15 protein-coding genes are annotated in these 16,828 nt (G+C 48.6%); 2 read left to right on the top strand and 13 right to left on the bottom strand.

Going from position 1 to position 16,828, the window contains the following annotated elements; translation table 11 throughout:
- Positions 1-2 precede the first annotated feature (2 nt).
- From RAHAQ2_RS21535 to rfaD, 11 genes are all read right to left on the bottom strand, one after another.
- Positions 3-770: a glycosyltransferase family 2 protein gene (locus tag RAHAQ2_RS21535; protein ID WP_015699221.1), complete on the bottom strand. Its 768-nt coding sequence runs from the start codon at positions 768-770 to the stop codon at positions 3-5.
- Complete coding sequence (gene waaA, locus RAHAQ2_RS21530) at positions 770-2,044, bottom strand: lipid IV(A) 3-deoxy-D-manno-octulosonic acid transferase (RefSeq protein WP_015699220.1); 1,275 nt, start codon at positions 2,042-2,044, stop codon at positions 770-772. The genes RAHAQ2_RS21535 and waaA overlap by 1 nt, the downstream gene beginning before the upstream one ends.
- Before the next feature lie 120 nt (positions 2,045-2,164).
- Positions 2,165-3,310, bottom strand: coding sequence for a glycosyltransferase family 4 protein (locus RAHAQ2_RS21525; RefSeq protein WP_015699219.1), 1,146 nt, complete (start codon positions 3,308-3,310; stop codon positions 2,165-2,167).
- Positions 3,303-4,385: a putative lipopolysaccharide heptosyltransferase III gene (rfaQ, locus tag RAHAQ2_RS21520; RefSeq protein WP_015699218.1), complete on the bottom strand. Its 1,083-nt coding sequence runs from the start codon at positions 4,383-4,385 to the stop codon at positions 3,303-3,305. The genes RAHAQ2_RS21525 and rfaQ overlap by 8 nt, the downstream gene beginning before the upstream one ends.
- Before the next feature lie 160 nt (positions 4,386-4,545).
- On the bottom strand, positions 4,546-5,553 hold the full coding sequence (locus RAHAQ2_RS21515) for a glycosyltransferase (RefSeq protein ID WP_015699217.1): 1,008 nt from the start codon (positions 5,551-5,553) through the stop codon (positions 4,546-4,548).
- A 69-nt stretch (positions 5,554-5,622) separates the two neighbouring features.
- A complete protein-coding gene (locus tag RAHAQ2_RS21510; protein ID WP_015699216.1) occupies positions 5,623-6,909 on the bottom strand; it encodes an O-antigen ligase family protein in 1,287 nt (428 codons plus the stop codon).
- Entirely contained in the window at positions 6,906-7,910 is a 1,005-nt protein-coding gene (locus RAHAQ2_RS21505) for a glycosyltransferase family 8 protein (protein WP_015699215.1), read from the bottom strand. The genes RAHAQ2_RS21510 and RAHAQ2_RS21505 overlap by 4 nt, the downstream gene beginning before the upstream one ends.
- Positions 7,903-9,000 carry a glycosyltransferase family 9 protein gene (locus RAHAQ2_RS21500; RefSeq protein WP_015699214.1) on the bottom strand — a complete coding sequence of 366 codons (1,098 nt, stop codon included), beginning with the start codon at positions 8,998-9,000 and terminating at the stop codon, positions 7,903-7,905. The genes RAHAQ2_RS21505 and RAHAQ2_RS21500 overlap by 8 nt, the downstream gene beginning before the upstream one ends.
- A 2-nt stretch (positions 9,001-9,002) precedes the next feature.
- Positions 9,003-9,986, bottom strand: coding sequence for a lipopolysaccharide heptosyltransferase RfaC (gene rfaC, locus RAHAQ2_RS21495; protein ID WP_015699213.1), 984 nt, complete (start codon positions 9,984-9,986; stop codon positions 9,003-9,005).
- Positions 9,986-11,035, bottom strand: coding sequence for an ADP-heptose--LPS heptosyltransferase RfaF (gene rfaF / locus RAHAQ2_RS21490; protein ID WP_015699212.1), 1,050 nt, complete (start codon positions 11,033-11,035; stop codon positions 9,986-9,988). The genes rfaC and rfaF overlap by 1 nt, the downstream gene beginning before the upstream one ends.
- A 30-nt stretch (positions 11,036-11,065) precedes the next feature.
- Positions 11,066-11,998 carry an ADP-glyceromanno-heptose 6-epimerase gene (rfaD, locus tag RAHAQ2_RS21485; protein ID WP_015699211.1) on the bottom strand — a complete coding sequence of 311 codons (933 nt, stop codon included), beginning with the start codon at positions 11,996-11,998 and terminating at the stop codon, positions 11,066-11,068.
- Between the two features lie 242 nt (positions 11,999-12,240).
- Between rfaD and kbl the strand changes: the two genes are divergently transcribed.
- Both kbl and tdh read left to right on the top strand, forming a co-directional pair.
- Positions 12,241-13,437, top strand: coding sequence for a glycine C-acetyltransferase (gene kbl / locus RAHAQ2_RS21480; RefSeq protein ID WP_015699210.1), 1,197 nt, complete (start codon positions 12,241-12,243; stop codon positions 13,435-13,437).
- Between the two features lie 9 nt (positions 13,438-13,446).
- Complete coding sequence (tdh, locus tag RAHAQ2_RS21475; protein WP_015699209.1) at positions 13,447-14,469, top strand: L-threonine 3-dehydrogenase; 1,023 nt, start codon at positions 13,447-13,449, stop codon at positions 14,467-14,469.
- Between the two features lie 68 nt (positions 14,470-14,537).
- Here the strand turns inward: tdh and RAHAQ2_RS21470 are convergent, their stop codons facing one another.
- Positions 14,538-15,467 (bottom strand): hypothetical protein, encoded by a 930-nt coding sequence (locus RAHAQ2_RS21470; RefSeq protein ID WP_015699208.1) that lies wholly within the window; start codon positions 15,465-15,467, stop codon positions 14,538-14,540.
- A gap of 2 nt (positions 15,468-15,469) precedes the next feature.
- Positions 15,470-16,693 (bottom strand): glycosyltransferase, encoded by a 1,224-nt coding sequence (locus RAHAQ2_RS21465; RefSeq protein ID WP_015699207.1) that lies wholly within the window; start codon positions 16,691-16,693, stop codon positions 15,470-15,472.
- Positions 16,694-16,828 lie beyond the last annotated feature (135 nt).

The following is a 16,828-nucleotide window of genomic DNA, read 5'->3' as shown; positions in this document are numbered from 1 at the left end:
GCTCACTTTTGCAGTTGGTGGCTGAATGCCCACAGGGCGGCATATTTATTGAATGTATATTGTGCATTGACGCCTGCCAGGATCAACCCCTGCTTTCCATCCAGAAAACCGGCCCGCAGGATCCAGGTTTTGATGAATGCGCCCAACGTATGCGAAATAATCGCGGAAAAACTGCAGCGGCGGCCTTGATGATGGCGCTGTTCTGCCCATGCCTGCGCATAGCTGAGTTGTTTACGCTGGAAAGCGAAAAGGTCACGACAGGTTAGGTGCAGCAGATCGCCTTGGAGCGAAACAACAGTGGCATTGCCTGTATTCAGTGATTCATGCACCAGATCGTCATTGTAGCTAAAGGCGGAAGGGTACAGGCGGTTGACGCGATCGGGATACCAGCCGCTATGGCGCATGAATTTTCCGAGGAACAGATTACTGCGCCCGAGGCTGTAAACGGTGTTTTCTTGCGGATTATTCAGTACGCTTTCAATCGACTGGCGTAATTCAGGGGTGACACGCTCGTCGGCATCTATCATCAAAATATAGTCGCCCGTGGCATGGCTTTGCGCCAGCTGGCGCTGTTTGCCAAACCCCGGCCAGTCTGTGTTCCGGAATACTTTAGCGCCGAAGTGGCGGGCAATGTCCTGCGTCGCATCGTTGCTGCCGGAATCGAGCAAAATTATTTCATCTGCCCAGGCCACTGACTCAAGGCAATCCGGCAATAAATCCGCTTCATTACGGGCAATCAGCACGACGGATAAACGTTTTTGATCAGCCATTAATGACTCCGGACAGGCAGATAAGGCTCCAGTAAATGCAGCAGACGCTGTAACGCCCCCTGATTTTGATGCAGAACTTCAACGGCGTGGCGGCCGTAATACAAACGGTAATCTTCATCCGTTAGCAGCGTAGAAATTTCTTTCACCAGCGATGCAGTATCAGTGACCGTGATCAGGCCGTCGTCCTGAGTCAGCTTGGCGCAGATATCTTTGAAATTGAAGGTATGTGGCCCCATCAGCACCGGAATGGCGTGGGCTGCCGCTTCCAGCGGATTATGGCCTCCGCGATCGACAAGGCTGCCGCCGACAAACGCCAGGTCAGCAATGCCATACAGCAACATTAATTCGCCCATCGTATCGCCTATCACGACCTGAGTGGCGGAAGAAGGGACTTCGCCTGAGCTGCGCTGAATGAAAGAAAGGCCGGCTTTGCGTGTCAGCTCACACGCTACGGGGAAACGTTCCGGATGACGGGGAACCAGAATAAGCAGCAAGTTCGGATGCGCTTTCAGTAATTCTTTGTGCGCCTCCAGCAGCAGAGTTTCTTCACCCTCATGCGTGCTGGTAGCGATCCACACCTGACGGCGTGATGCCCACTGGCTGCGCAGCGCAATGGCTTTTGCCGCCAGTTCCGGTGTGACGGAGATATCGAATTTCAGGCTACCGGTAACCGCGAGCTGGTTACGTTTGAGCCCTAAAGACAGGAAGCGTTCACCATCTTCCTGATTCTGTGCGGCGATCAGGGTAATACGTTGCAAAATGGTACGAATGAATTTGCCGAGCTTCTGATATCCCTTTGCTGAACGGGCAGAAAGGCGGGCATTGGCGATAACCAGTGGAATTTTGCGACGATGCAATGCGCTGATAAGGTTCGGCCAAAGCTCGGTTTCCATGATGATCACCAGCTTGGGGTTAACCTCATCCAGGAAACGATTTACGGATCCGGCCAGATCATAAGGCAGATAGACGTGGTGCACACCCTTGCCAAAAGCGGACTGAACACGCTCTGAGCCTGTCGGTGTCATTGTGGTGACAGTAATTGGCAAGGAAGGATAACGGTGGCGTAATGCGCGGACCAAAGGGATCGCTGCCAGCGTTTCTCCAACGGAAACGGAATGCAGCATAATGCCGCCGGAGACAACCTTCCCTTTGCAGAAACCATAACGTTCAGCCCAGCGTTTACGATAAGCCGGCGACTTGCGGCTGCGCAAAAGTAAACGGATCCAAATCAATGGCTGAATTAAATATATGATTATATTATAAAAAATATTCATCTTTTATCAGGCGTTGCATAAGGGAAAGTCAATTTCATAGAGCGAAAATAGTCCCGGCGGATAGATGGGCACATGTTATCAGATAAGTGTGATCGACTCATCATGTCAGCGCCTGCGTCCTCAGACCAGTAACGAGTGATAAAGAGCAACTAACTGTTGTGAAAGGTTTTTTGGGGTGTAAGGTAAAATCCGTTCTCTTGCCGCATTTCCCATCTCGTCATTTTCCTGACGGGAAGGAATTTTATTCACGTATTCGCTCAGTCTTACCACATCCAGCGCATCACAAACAAAGCCTTCGCGCCCCTGCATAATAAATTCTGCGCCACCGCAGGTTTCGCTGGTGATAACAGGCAATCCGCAGGCCATCGCTTCAAGAATAACGTTCGGGAACGGGTCGTATAATGTCGGCAGGATCATGCCATCGGCCGCGTGGTAATAAGGCAGTACGTTGTTTTGTACCCCGGCAAAGCGTATCCGGTCTGCGCATCCTGATTGATGAGCCAGCGACTCATATTTTTTCTGGTCTTTATCTTGTCCGACAACAATAAGGTAGCGATCGCTGCGGGCAATAGCCTCAATGGCAGGCTTCAGCCCTTTGCGTTCAAAACCTGAACCTACATAAATCAGTGCCACGGCTTGCGCTGGAATGGAAAGCTTTTCACGTGAAGCGAGGCGCTGTGCAATGGTCGCCGGGACGAATTTTTGGGAATCAATGGCGTTATAGATCACGTCAAAACGGCTCTCATCAACACCGTAACAGCGGATGATGTCGCGTTTTACCATCTCAGAATTGCAGATAATTTTTTTCAATGCGGGGGAGTGGAACATCTCTTCTTCGGCTTGCAGGACATAGCGGTGGTAGGGGCTGATTTGCGTGAGAAATCGCTGAAGAGGTGAAATAACCCGCGCCCGTTGTTCCAGCCAGATACGATGTGCACCGTCGCCGGCCCGGAAAATATCGCAACCCGGAATGCGTTCGTGGCTTTGCACAATGTCGAAATGCTCCCGTTCCCAGCATTGTTGAGCGGCAGCGGCAAAACCCTTCTCACGCGAAACGCGGCCATACTTTGCCGGATTGCACAGGTGAATTTTCCATTTCGGATTTGGCTTGCCTTCCCACTGGCGGGTAATAATATTCAGATCAATATTTTGGTCATCCAGTGCCTCCAGGGCGCGGGAGATAAAACGTTCCGCGCCGCCATCCGGTCGATATTTTTGTCTGACAATCGCTAAACGGATGTTTTTCCCACTGGTGGCATTAGTCATGCAGATAACTCCTGGCGGCATCAATCACATCACTGACAGGGATTGCATGCAGATAACGTTGCTGAGTTTTTGTATCGATCGAATCGGGTGCGGGTAGCGGCGCGTAGTCCCCCGCCCAGAGAGTGGTATTATTTTTGCCCCATGGACGCCAGTGCTGCATTTTCGTCGGGCCGAATAAGGCGACGCAAGGTGTATTAAGCGCGGCGGCCATATGCATCGGCGCAGAATCTACCCCAATAAAGAGTTTTGCACCGTCAATCATTGCTGCCAGCTGGGTCAGTGATAACTGACCGGCGACAGAGATCACCTGCGGATTGTGCGTGAGATCCTGGATTTTGCGTACCATATCCAGCTCTTTCTTATCCGGGCCGGAGGTCATCACGATCGTCAGGCCGGTTTCAGCGAGTCCATCAATTACAGTGGCGAATTTGTCATCGTCCCAGCATTTGAATGTCCAGCGGGACGTTGGCTGAATCACAATATATTCGCCGGACACCTGGTTTTTCAGAAGTAATTGCTGACAGAACGACTTGTCACTTTCTGAATAATGCATTGATGTCAGCGCATTATCAGTGGAAATGCCAAGCGGTGACAAAATCGACATATTTTGTTCGACAGTATGCAAAATGCTGTGATTTTCGGTCGTCACTAACTGCGTATGACCTGCCCGCCAGAAAGCAGAACGTCGTTTTTTATAGTCAAATCCTAACCGAACTTTCGCGCCGCTGAATCGGGAAATCAGCGCACTGCGCCATTGATCGGCCAGATTAATCACCAGGTCGTAATGTCGGTCACGAACCGCTTTCAGTAACTGATATTCCTGCTGTAACTGGTAGCGAACACCTTGTTTTTTCCACGTTCTGTCAATGACATGGATATGAGAAAGGGCAGGATGTTCACTGAGAATAGGGCGGGTTTCTTTATACAGAAGCACATCAATTTCGGCATCGGGGTAATGCTCGCGTAGCCTGTTTATCACCGGCGTGGTCAGCACCATATCTCCGTGATGACGGAGTTTCACCAGAAGAATTCTTTGAGGTCTGAACGCTGCATATTTGGCTTCTGAATTAGGCATTCTATTATCTGATAGTAGAATATAGTGAACTGATTTTAGGTGAAGAATCGTATGCTGTGAAGTTATTTATCTTCCTGATATAGAAAGATAAATAACTTCTTTAATGAAATAGTTAGATTCCACTTAAACATATAATGGAATCGTCTCTTTCTGAAACACCTTAACCGAGTTTTTTACGCAGGTTATGGAGGCGATAGAGCCACAGTAACAGTTGCCACCATTGTTTAGGCCCGCGTGCGTTACGCAGCATTATCCTGCGTGTGCCGGAGGTGTAAATATCGTCGATCATGGCTTTCTGAGCGGCCTGCTCAGGCTCGCGGCGAACAGAATGGCAGACCGTCAGGGCTTCACGGGTGACCTGCCTCGGAAACTCTGCATAGATTTTTACCTGATCTTTATATCGTTTATTTAACTCATCAAGCATTTTGGCAATTTTCAGGTAATGCCTTTGATATTCAACGTTTTTCATTCCGGTTCTTTTTTGGTTACTGATTGACTGACCGTGAATGTAATAGCGATAAAGGATCTTTTGGGTGTATTTCACGCGGCGTGCGTTGAACATGAATTCGGTTGTCCAGGGAATATCCTGATGATGCAGGCCGGGTTCAAAATACAGATTATGTTTTTTAATGAGTTCGAGCCGGTAGACGCCGAGCCATACAACGTGCAAATAACGGTTTGTTGCCAGCGCCATTTTAAGCCAGTGCGGGCCATCCAGCACGGCAGTCGATGTTAAACGATCGGTGGGAATGATGGGTTTAACTTTTTCGGAGCCGACAAAATAACGTTCACCATTGCATTGTGCGGCATCCAGATCATCTTGTTCACACAGTTCAATCAGCGTTTGGTACATGTCCGGATAGAGGATGTCATCGGCATCCGGAAAAGTAACGTACTGACCTTTGGCGACATCCAGGCCTGCATTGCGCGCCCGCGAAACACCGCCGTTAGCCTGATGAATGACGCGAATATGCGGGTACTTTTCAGCATATTCTTGCGCAACGCGCTCAGAACCGTCTGTTGAACCATCATTAACGATAATGATCTCAAGGTTTTCCAGCGTCTGGGCGACGAGCGAATCCATAAAGTTTCGGAACATTTCTCCTGCGTTATACAGGGGGATAATCGCGCTAAGCTTAATGTTGCCGGATGTCGTTGTAAGGGGCATATCACACAATTTCCACTGATAAGGATGGCAAACAACCGGGCCGGTGCGAGGCTCACAGCCCGGAAAAAATCATTGTTTTTCTAAAGAGGGCAGCGTCCTCATTCTCAGCATCAGCAGGTAGGCAAATACCAGCACAATAAAATACGGCGACTCGCGATTATAAAATTGGGTATCGCCCTGACTGAAGTAAATTACCGGAATTGACAGCAATAAAAACTCGTAACCTTTGGGCACCAGTCTGAAGGGATAGAGCAATAATACAGCGAAGAAAAGTACCATAATCAATGCGCCAAAAATCCCCTGTAATGACATTGTATCGATAATGTCATTGTGCAGATGGAATTGCAGGTTACGTAACGCTTCCGGATTGCCGCCTTCGTGCTGATCGATGAAAGTCGTCGCCAGTGCATTGCGGCTGTCAGCAGACTGACCAAACGGGTGATGTTGGAAAGCATCCACTCCGGCACGCCACATCGAGAAACGTGCACCCACTGAAGTATTGCGCTCCCCTTCATTATAAGAGGCCACTTCATTCTGGAGATTATCGATGCGGGTGAGAACCTTGTTATAATAAGGGTGGCCTGAAAGGACGGTGGCAATAATCAAAGCGGCGATGCCAAAACCGTAGATCATTTTGGAAGTATGAGAACTTTTGGCAAAGTCGTAAATGATGCTGCCTGTACTAATAAGCATAAAGAGCAGCGTCGCTGAACGGGTTTCAGTTGCCGCGAGCACGGCAAATGTCATGGTCATTACAATCAGGCAAATGAACCTGTAATGTTTTAACGCATGATATTTCAGGCTGTACATGACCAGTAAGGAAAAAATAGTGAATGTATAGGCGCCGGATGTCGGGGCATCAGAGTTTATTTGAATGCGATCACCTGTCTTTAAATAAAAAGCGATCCGTGTGACGGATATTATTAAAAAAAGAAGTGTCATGATGGAGATGCCCGTGCGTACTGTCAGCGTGGGGATTTTCCATTTGTGAATATTATGCTCAATGGCATAAAGGATAAATGATGCCAGTATAAGGCGTTTGCCGCTGATTTGGTAATGGTATGCAATAAGTGGATACTGGTGGTTAACGGTGAGCATAACCCAAAGTAACTTACTGATACCCAAAAGCAGAATTGTGCAGGCAATGGGATAGAAATGAATCTTCTTTTCGACCCGTAAGGTAAGATAGATAAAGTATATTATTGCGATATAGGTTGCGATATAAAAGAAATTACGAGTAACCTCACCGGAGTACATAAAGAAAGAAATAGAAATGGTAATAAATAAGAAAAATACAGACGCCAGCTTATCGTCAAAAGACGATTTTTTTATATCGGCAATGAGCTTGTTGATCATAAATGACTTTTCCTGAAAATCTTCTTGTTCATGTACTTGGACATCCAGCGCAAACTGGTCAGATAACGGCCCTTATACCAGAGCGCCTGTGCATAGCGTTTCATCTCTTTGTAGGAAACCGGCACATCATGCGGCACTGCATGCCAGGGGGATTGCGCATAATATTGATCATAAATATCGGCCAGTTCTCCCATTCCCCAAAGGTGCCAGGGTTTACATTTACCCGTATAATGAATCAGGATAGTGTCTTTCGGGATGTCAACTTTATTCCCTACTTTATTTAAAATGATGTCGCACACAAAATTATACTTTTTAGGAAGCAGCAGAACTTCATGCTCAAGAACAATGTTGAGCGCGTCCTGGTCAGGGAATTTAAAGTCATTTCCCTGAAGGCTAAGTGTCCGGATGATCCGCTCCGTTGTATTTTTCTCAAGCCATTGAGGGATATTGATGTATAAGAAGCCTGAGTTAAAATAATTACCCTTCGCCAGGTTTAACTGTGAACAAAGTTTATTTCTTGCCCGTTGCGTATCATTGACGGCTGCCAGCGTATAGGGACTGATATCCATCTCGTTCAGTTCTTTATAACTGCCTAAACATAATGTGTCCGCGTCAAGGTAGAGTAATTTTGATGTGACGTCAGAAAGGATGTAGGGAGTAAATAAACGATAATAAATAGCCTGAGGATAGCGTCCCATCAGCGGTAAATCAGTGAAAGCAGATTCTTTGAAAGTGTAACAGGTTATAGCCAGCGGATGATTTTCCGCCAGCTCGAGCAGTCGGGATTTTGATTTTTCATCGAGCGCACTGCCAAATATATGAATATGAAAAGCTAAGTCAGGATTGTTTTTCAGAACAGAAAAGACAGTGATCCCCATACCACGGGCATAGGCATTATTTATTCCGAATGCGATATGAACCACAGGGAAGGCTGAATCCCCTAAATGGTTTACGAGCTCTTCTTTATGCTCGAGATAGTTCAGGTATTGATGGTCAGACATAATGTTGTACCTGACTTGTTTTGCTTATCACAAATGAACGTATTTTCTCCAGTTGAGCATCACTGAGTGAAAAGAGTTCTTCAGCACTGTGCCTGAATTGATAAGGTGCTGAGAAAATGAAAGATTCAGGCGCGAGTTTCTTATCTTCTGGCGTCAGGATGAGTGGCGCATAGGTCGGATGCTGCTCGGTTAAGTCACAGGGTCCCGCTAAACAGACCACCGGGATATTTACCGCATCAGCGATATATACATTGCCAGAGTCTGAGGCGATATACATATCCATCTGAGAAATGGCATGCGGGACTTCATGCAAATTTAGCTTACCGATCAGGCTAGTGATGTTTTCGCAGGGACTGAGTTTTTCCAGCAACTGATCAAGGTATTTCTGCTCATTCTCCGGGCCAAAAACATAAAACTGACAAGGGAGCCCAGCCAGCGCATTAAGGATTTTAATCCATACCGCTGTCGGAATTGTTTTAGCTTTATTGCCTGCCGAAATGCTGATACCAATTTTGACCTGCTTGTTTTCAGCCAGCTCCGGCAAGGTTTTTCCGGGTATCCACAAGGGAAGCGTGGCATGTTTAGTATAGCTGTCTGCGCTGAGGCTGGAGTCTGCCAGCTTCAGGTAACTTTCCAGCGTGAAATCAGATTTCTTATGCACACGGACAACATCGGCCGTCTGATAAAAAATTCCGTGATACCACTTGCGGGTATAAGCAATCAGAAAGGCTTTATGTTTTGCATTACAGAAGGCGGCATAGAAGGCGTTAACGCTGTTAGGTTGCAGCAGATAAACATTGTCATAGCGGTTGAGCAGGCGAAAGGCGAGACCCATTTTACTGACTAAAGACTTTTTGTAATCTTCAATGAGATAAATAGAATCGATCGTCGAATCATGTGAAGCCAAAGGCAAAACCGTTTTACTGATCAAAACATCTGATTTTTTTAAATGCTTCAGTAAAGGCGTGATATTGACGAAATCGCCAATTTTGGCGGTTTGTATGACCAGATTTCGTCCTTTGCCCTGATGAAAGGGCTTCATCAGCATTTTGAGCGGCCACAGTAAGATGAAAATAATCACGTAGCTCATGATCAGTTTATTTCCTCTTCCGCAGCGAGAAGATCACTCAGACGCTCAAAGACGCGTTTTGCGGGTAAGTTTTCCAGTGAGTTGTTATCGGCTTTGAGGATAAACTGATTCTTTCCATACCCGCCAATCAATCCCGGATCGGTCGGTCCGTAAAGCGTGATATTTGGACGATCCAGCGCGGCTGTAAGATGGCTCAGCCCGGTATCAACAGAAATGACCGCTTTCGCACCCGCTAAAACCTCCGCAACTTTTTCCAGGCTCAGCTTAGGCAATACCTCCACATACGGGAAAGCTTCCGCCAGCCGTAATGCACGCTGATATTCATGGTCTGCCCCCCACGGAAGTTTAATGCGGATATTTTGCCCGCCGAACATGCTGATCAGCTCGCGCCAGTGTTCTTCCGGCCAGTGTTTATCTGCGCGGGTGGTGGCATGGAGAAACACCAGATACTGTCCCGCATCCGCCGGAAGGTGCGAAAGGAACCGTGCCGCGATGGCATAATCCCCCTGAGTTTCAGGTTTCTGATACCCCAGACTCTTGGCGAATAATTCGCGGGTGCGTTCTACAGCATGCTGTTTTTTATCGATTTCATGGCGTTGATTGTAGAACCAGCTGGCGAAGGGCTCGCGGGCACTTTTACAATCCTGGCCGTGTTTTTCGCCTTTGGCGACGCGGGTGATCAGCGCCGCGCTTTTCATCAGACCCTGAGCATCAATGATTACATCGTAGGTGTGAGACTGAACTTCACGTTTGAAATCGCAGCGTTGTTGGCGGGTTTCCGAACCGAACCAGTTTTTACGCCAGCGGCGAATGGCGACGGGTATCACGCGATCAACGGCAGGATGCCAGCCGGGGATCTGGGCAAACCCTTCTTCCACAACCCAGTCAAAGCGGATCCCGGGAATGGCCTGCATAGCATCCGTTAACGCCGGAAGGGTATGCAGAACGTCGCCCATGGACGAGGTTTTGACGATGAGAACCCGCATTAAAGCTCCTTCCTTGCGCTCAGCAACTGGGTGAGTTCCTGATAAACCTGCCCGGGTTGAATATCAATTAAACTTTGGTGATAGCCTTCTTCCGCATCGCCTTTACGGACTTTATGGTAGCCGGTGATAAGACGTATAACTTTTGCCTGATGGCTGAGTGGCGGCGTGAAGTCCGGGCTGCTTGGCCCGTAAAGTGCCACCAGGGGTTTATCCAGCGCGGCGGCAACATGCATCAGGCCGGAATCATTACTGACGACCGCATGACAGGCGGCAATCATCACGACCGCCTGATCCAGGGAGGTTTTGCCTGCCAGATTGAGACAGAAAGGCTGTGCGTTTTCTGTCAGCGCCAGGCGGATTTGTTCACCTGCAGCGTTATCTTTTGCAGAGCCAAAGAGCACCACCTGATAGCCTTCACTGATCAGCTTTTCAGCCAACACCGCGTAGTGATAATGAGGCCAGCGTTTTGCCGGACCAAATTCCGCGCCAGGGCAGAAACCTATCAGCGGGCGGGTATTATCCACAGAGAAGGCGGTTTTAACCGCAGTGACTTCCGCGTTGCTGACCTCTAATTTCGGCCACAGAATAGGTTGCGGAAGATCAGCAGCAGTTTTGATTTGTCGGGCATCGTAGCCCAGAGCGGCATAACGCTGGACCATCAGTGGAAATGCGGGTTTATCCAGTACCCGCACATCATTGAGCAGACCATAGCGCATTTCGCCACGCCAGCCGGTGCGCTGAGGAATACGGGCAAAGAAAGGTACCAGCGCGGATTTAAACGAGTTAGGCAGAACGTATGCGCGCTGATATTTCTCATTGCGTAATGAAATACCCAGACGACGACGTTCGCCCAATTCCAGCGCACCGTGACCCAGCGGCATTGCCAGCGCCTGATGCACTTCCGGCATGCGATCAAGTAAAGGACGGCACCATGCAGGCGCCATCACGTCAATCTGAGCGTCGGGGTGAGCAGCTTTCAGAGTGCGGTAAAGACTTTGTGACATCATCATGTCACCGACCCATGACGGCCCAATTACCAGTATTTTCATACCGTTAATCCATTCCTCAATGTGCAGGGCTTAAACTGTGCGGTTAAGCCAGCTCATGTATTCCGTAACACCTTCGGCAACCGTTTTGAACGGTTTGTCGTAACCCGCGTTACGCAGGGCAGTCATATCGGCCTGCGTGAAGGACTGGTAACGGCCTTTGAGTTTTTCCGGGAAAGGAATGTATTCGATATCGCCAGACTTGTGGTACGCCACGACAGCATCGGCCACCGCCTGGAAGGATTCTGAACGGCCAGTACCGCAGTTGAAAATGCCCGATACACCGTTTTGCCAGAACCACAGGTTCACGGCTGCCACATCACCCACATAGATAAAATCGCGTTTGAAACCTTCGCTGCCTGAGAACAGTTTTGGATTCTCCCCGGCGTTGATCTGATTATTCAGATGGAACGCTACGCTCGCCATGCTGCCTTTATGACCTTCACGTGGTCCGTAAACGTTGAAATAGCGGAAACCACAAATTTGAGATTCAGCGTGCGGTAGAATTTCGCGAACATACTGGTCAAACAGAAATTTAGAGTAACCATAGACGTTCAGCGGCTGCTCATATTTACGATCTTCTACAAAGCTGGTGCTCTGGCTACCATAGGTGGCTGCGGAAGACGCATAAAGGAAGGGAATGCTGCGATCCAAACAATAATGCAGAACATCTTTAGAGTATTGATAGTTGTTGTCCATCATGTACTTGCCGTCCCACTCGGTGGTGGAAGAGCATGCGCCTTCGTGGAAAATGGCGTCGATATCACCCAGATCGTCGCCGGCCACGATGCTGGCGATAAAGTCTTCTTTGTCGCAATAATCCGCAATATCCAGATCCACCAGATTGACGAACTTGGTGCCATCTTTCAGATTATCCACCACCAGAATATCGCGGTATCCCATATCATTGAGCGATTTAATAATATTGCTGCCGATAAAACCAGCGCCGCCAGTGACGATTATCATGGGATTCACCTTTAATCATTTGAAGAACTGCGCACCATGCACAGCCTGTATATTGGGTAATATCATAACACTTCATTATGAAGCTCACATTGGGAAGGTGTCCTATTACAGGGATTCTTATGTTTCAGAGCGTAAGGCGTGAACTATGCTGCAAAACAAAGATATTGTGAGCACTTCCATCGTTATTTTATATGCAGATTAGTAAGGTATTCCGTGAATGAGTCATTTCAGGAGAATACTGTATGTCTGTTTCGTTTTATCGCCAGTTGGAAGATCAGCTGGATCAGGCCCGGGTTGAAGGGCTGTTTAAAGAAGAACGCATTCTCACCTCGCCCCAGCAGGCTGAAGTTTCCGTCGCTGGCGGCCATCCGGTCATCAATTTTTGCGCCAACAACTACCTTGGACTGGCCAATCACCCCGAACTGATCCAGGCCGCGAAAGCCGGTCTCGACAGCCACGGTTTCGGCATGGCTTCGGTCCGCTTTATCTGCGGTACACAAGATACGCACAAAGAACTTGAACACCGTCTGGCTGATTTTCTCGGCATGGACGATGCGATCCTCTATTCCTCCTGTTTTGATGCCAATGGTGGGTTATTTGAAACATTGCTGGGTGAAGAAGACGCCATCATTTCGGATGCGCTGAATCATGCCTCAATAATCGACGGCGTTCGCTTATGCAAAGCGAAACGCTATCGGTATGCCAACAATGATATGTCTGAGCTGGAAACCCGTTTGCAGCAGGCAAAAGAAGACGGTGCCCGTCATATTCTGGTGGCAACCGACGGCGTATTTTCAATGGATGGCGTGATCGCCAACCTGAAGGGCGTGTGCGATCTGGCCGAACGGTTCGATGCGCTGGTGATGGTCGATGATTCCCATGCAGTTGGTTTTGTCGGTGCAGAAGGGCGGGGAACGCACGAATATTGCGATGTGATGGGCCGCGTGGACATCATCACTGGCACGCTTGGCAAAGCGCTGGGCGGGGCTTCCGGCGGTTATACCGCTGCGCGCCAGGAAGTGATCGACTGGTTGCGTCAGCGTTCGCGGCCTTATCTCTTCTCTAATTCCCTGGCCCCGTCGATTGTCTCTGCCTCTCTTAAAGTGCTTTCCATGCTCGAAGAAGGCAGCGAACTGCGTGAGCGTTTGTTCAATAACGCCAGATTGTTCCGTGAAAAAATGACTGCCGCGGGTTTCACCCTGGCGGGTGCCGATCACGCCATTATCCCGGTGATGCTCGGCGAGGCCCGTCTGGCTCAGGAATTTGCGTCGCTTTTGCAGCAGGAAGGGATTTACGTCACCGGTTTCTTTTACCCGGTAGTGCCTCAGGGGCAGGCGCGCATCCGTACTCAAATGTCGGCGGCGCACAGCGCGGAACAAATCGAAAAGGCCGTTGACGCCTTCACCCGTATTGGCAAAAAACTTGGCGTGATCGCCTGAGGAATGTCGATGAAAGCCTTAGCAAAACTCAAACGAGAAGAAGGCATCTGGATGACGGATGCGCCGGTACCCGAATTAGGGCACAACGATTTGCTGATCAAAATCCGTAAAACGGCCATTTGCGGAACCGATGTGCACATCTACAACTGGGACGAATGGTCACAAAAAACCATTCCCGTGCCGATGGTGGTCGGACACGAATATGTCGGCGAAGTGGTGGGTATCGGGCAAGAGGTTAAAGGTTTCAGTATCGGTGACCGGGTATCGGGCGAAGGACATATTACCTGCGGACACTGTCGTAATTGCCGCGGAGGACGCACGCATTTGTGCCGCAACGCACAGGGCGTCGGGGTAAACCGTCCGGGTGCTTTTGCGGAGTATCTGGTATTGCCAGCTTTTAATGCGTTCAAAATCCCGGACAATATTTCTGATGATCTGGCTGCCATTTTTGATCCCTTTGGTAATGCTGTGCATACCGCTTTGTCGTTTGACCTGGTCGGCGAGGACGTTCTGATCAGCGGTGCCGGGCCGATTGGCATCATGGCGGCAGCGATCTGCAAACACGTCGGCGCCCGCCATGTGGTGATCACGGATATGAACGAATACCGTCTGGAACTGGCGCGCAAAATGGGCGTGACGCGGGCGGTGAATGTCAGCCAGCAAAGCTTGCAGAATGTGATGGATGAGCTGGGCATGACTGAGGGGTTTGACGTCGGGCTGGAAATGTCAGGTGCGCCCGCGGCATTTCGCAGCATGCTCAATGCCATGAACCACGGTGGCCGGATTGCGATGCTGGGCATTCCCTCGACTGAGATGGCGATCGACTGGAATCAGGTGATTTTCAAAGGGCTGTTTATCAAAGGGATTTACGGACGTGAAATGTTCGAAACCTGGTACAAAATGGCCGCCCTGATTCAGTCTGGTCTCGACCTGACGCCACTGATTACGCACCATTTCCCGATTGATGAATTCCAGAAAGGGTTTGATGCGATGCGCTCAGGGCATTCCGGCAAAGTGATACTTAACTGGTAAGCTGGCGCTCTGAAAATGTAAAAGCCCGCTGAAAAAAGCGGGCTTTTTACTGCTAACGGGCGCGGTTTTTACGCCGCAGGATCGGCCGTTTGTTTCTCGGCATCCGTCAGGTAGCGCACTTTACGGGTGTAATCCTGTCCTTTGAACAACAGTTCATTCTCCGGTGAAGCCAGATACTTTTGCCATTCTGTCAGCGGGAAACCGCCATGAGCGCCGATCACTTCTTTCGGGATAACCGACGGTGTGCCGCCAATTTTTTTCGATACCGGCCAGTTCATCCAGTCCCCCAGATTGACGCTTTTGATGTCCAGCGTATCCAGCATGGCCGCCAGAGGCAGCTGATCTGTCGGTGGCTGGTTGTCGGGCAGAATGTTCCAGGTATCTCTGAAAAACATAATCCACAGCGGACACAAACGCTCCCAGGTTTTACGCGTGGCGGCTAAGAAAGCGCCGTTCACGTGATCGACAATATAAGGGCGCACGCTGTTTTTGTAATACGCCGGGATTATTTCTGGATCACAACCGTCCAGTTTGGCAATCATCTTGCCCTGACGGAAACTTGAGTAAATGTGATTTTCATGTAGCTGAATTTCCGGCATTTTAAGCAAATTAAGATCGGAATCGATCATCAAAATACCGTCAGTTCTGGCCTGCAAAGGTGCCATCAGTTTGATCAGGCGGCTGAGATAAATTTGTTTATAACGATAATCACCGGATTTGGTTTCAGGCTTAAGCGTGACGATACGGACTTTCTCAGGCAACGGGCGGAACTGGCTGGCATCCTGATCCGTAACAATCACGATTTCCTGTAATGCGGTTGCGAATTTATCGGCAAATTCTGCACACAGACAAGCTTCTTCAATATAGTCAGCCCCCGCAGAAGGGATCACAACAGACGTAACGCTGTTCTTTGGTTTCCCTGACATGACGGTATCGGCATATGGCAAATTATGGCGCGAAAGAATGTGACGATATTGGGGATTTAGAAATTTGAACATATTCAGCCTTGTTTCTTTTTCACACTGCTTAAAACGGTTTCAACGCCTGATACATATTTTTCAATTGCAAACTTTTCGCGAACAATGAGGTTTGCCTGCTCTGCAATTTCATTCCTCAGATGGGCATTAAGATACAGTGTTTTCATATGATTAAAGAGCATTTCAACATCGCCATACTCAAATAACATGCCGGTTTCTGCATTTTTAATCAGTTCGGCTGTACCGGTAACATTCGAGCCAATCACCGGCGTTTTCAGCAGCATTGATTCCAGCACGACCCGCGGAAGGCCTTCACTTTTTGAGCCTAATATAAAGGCATCAAACGCGGAGAGATATTCCAGCGCATTGCTTTGGAAGCCTGTAAATACCACTTTATCCATCATATTCAGAGCCGAAGTTTGCTGAATGAGACGGCGTAAATTCGGGCCTTCACCCACAAACACCATTTTCCATTTCGCTTCCGGAAATGCGCGGTTAAATTTGTCCAGCGCCAGTAATGTGAAGTGATGGGCTTTGCGGTTAATCAGAGAACCGATACTGCCAAAGATAAATGTATCGTTATCGGCCGCTAATTCTTCCCGGATTTTTGTGCCTTCAGGCAATGGCTGATGAATATCAATGCCATTAAAAACGGTAAAACATAACTCTTTGCGTACACCACGCTTGAGCAACTGTTCCTGAACGCCCTGAGATACAGAGATAATGCTGTGGCAGAAGCGGTTAACGATGCGCACAACTTCCCGGTTGAGCACGGGTTCAATGCGACAATGCTGTACGATTTCTGTGGGTAAACCGGCAGTAGAATAATAGCCTTCGACGTTAGAGCTGGGCTGATTATTCATATAGAGAATATCAAACTGACCGAGTTCAAGCAGGGAGTGAATTTTGCGGATATTAGGATCAATACGCCAGATTTTGTCGATAGAGTAAATGGCTTTCTGACGTAAATTACTGTTAAAGAAAAACAGTGTTCTTAATACTTCTTTAGCGATTTTCGCCCAGGCAGGTTGCTTAACCTGCGGAATAAAAAATACCGGTATATTCAGTGAGTTTAAAATCTGACTGATAGTTTCGCCGTTGTCCCGGGCATAGTCGTTGTAAAAGCAGCAACTGATTTCAAATTTTTCACGATCGATTCTTTTCAGCAGTTCTAACATGCTGTTAGTCCCGCCTCCCCATTCCTTGCCACTATCGAGCAGCAGAATTTTAGATCGATCTTGTCCCATCGGTTAGCGCCCTTGCTCAGTCCGGTCAAAAAAATATACAGCGCCCATTATATGAGGCAAAACCCAGAAGCTCTACTTTTTAGTTTGGCTATCAAATCCATTCATATCAATAAGTTAGTTGATGGTAATAAATAT

Source organism: Rahnella aquatilis CIP 78.65 = ATCC 33071 (assembly GCF_000241955.1).
Lineage (GTDB): Bacteria > Pseudomonadota > Gammaproteobacteria > Enterobacterales > Enterobacteriaceae > Rahnella > Rahnella aquatilis.
The sequence above is the reverse complement of the archived record's forward strand: the minus strand, read 5'-3'. Positions and strand labels throughout refer to the sequence as shown.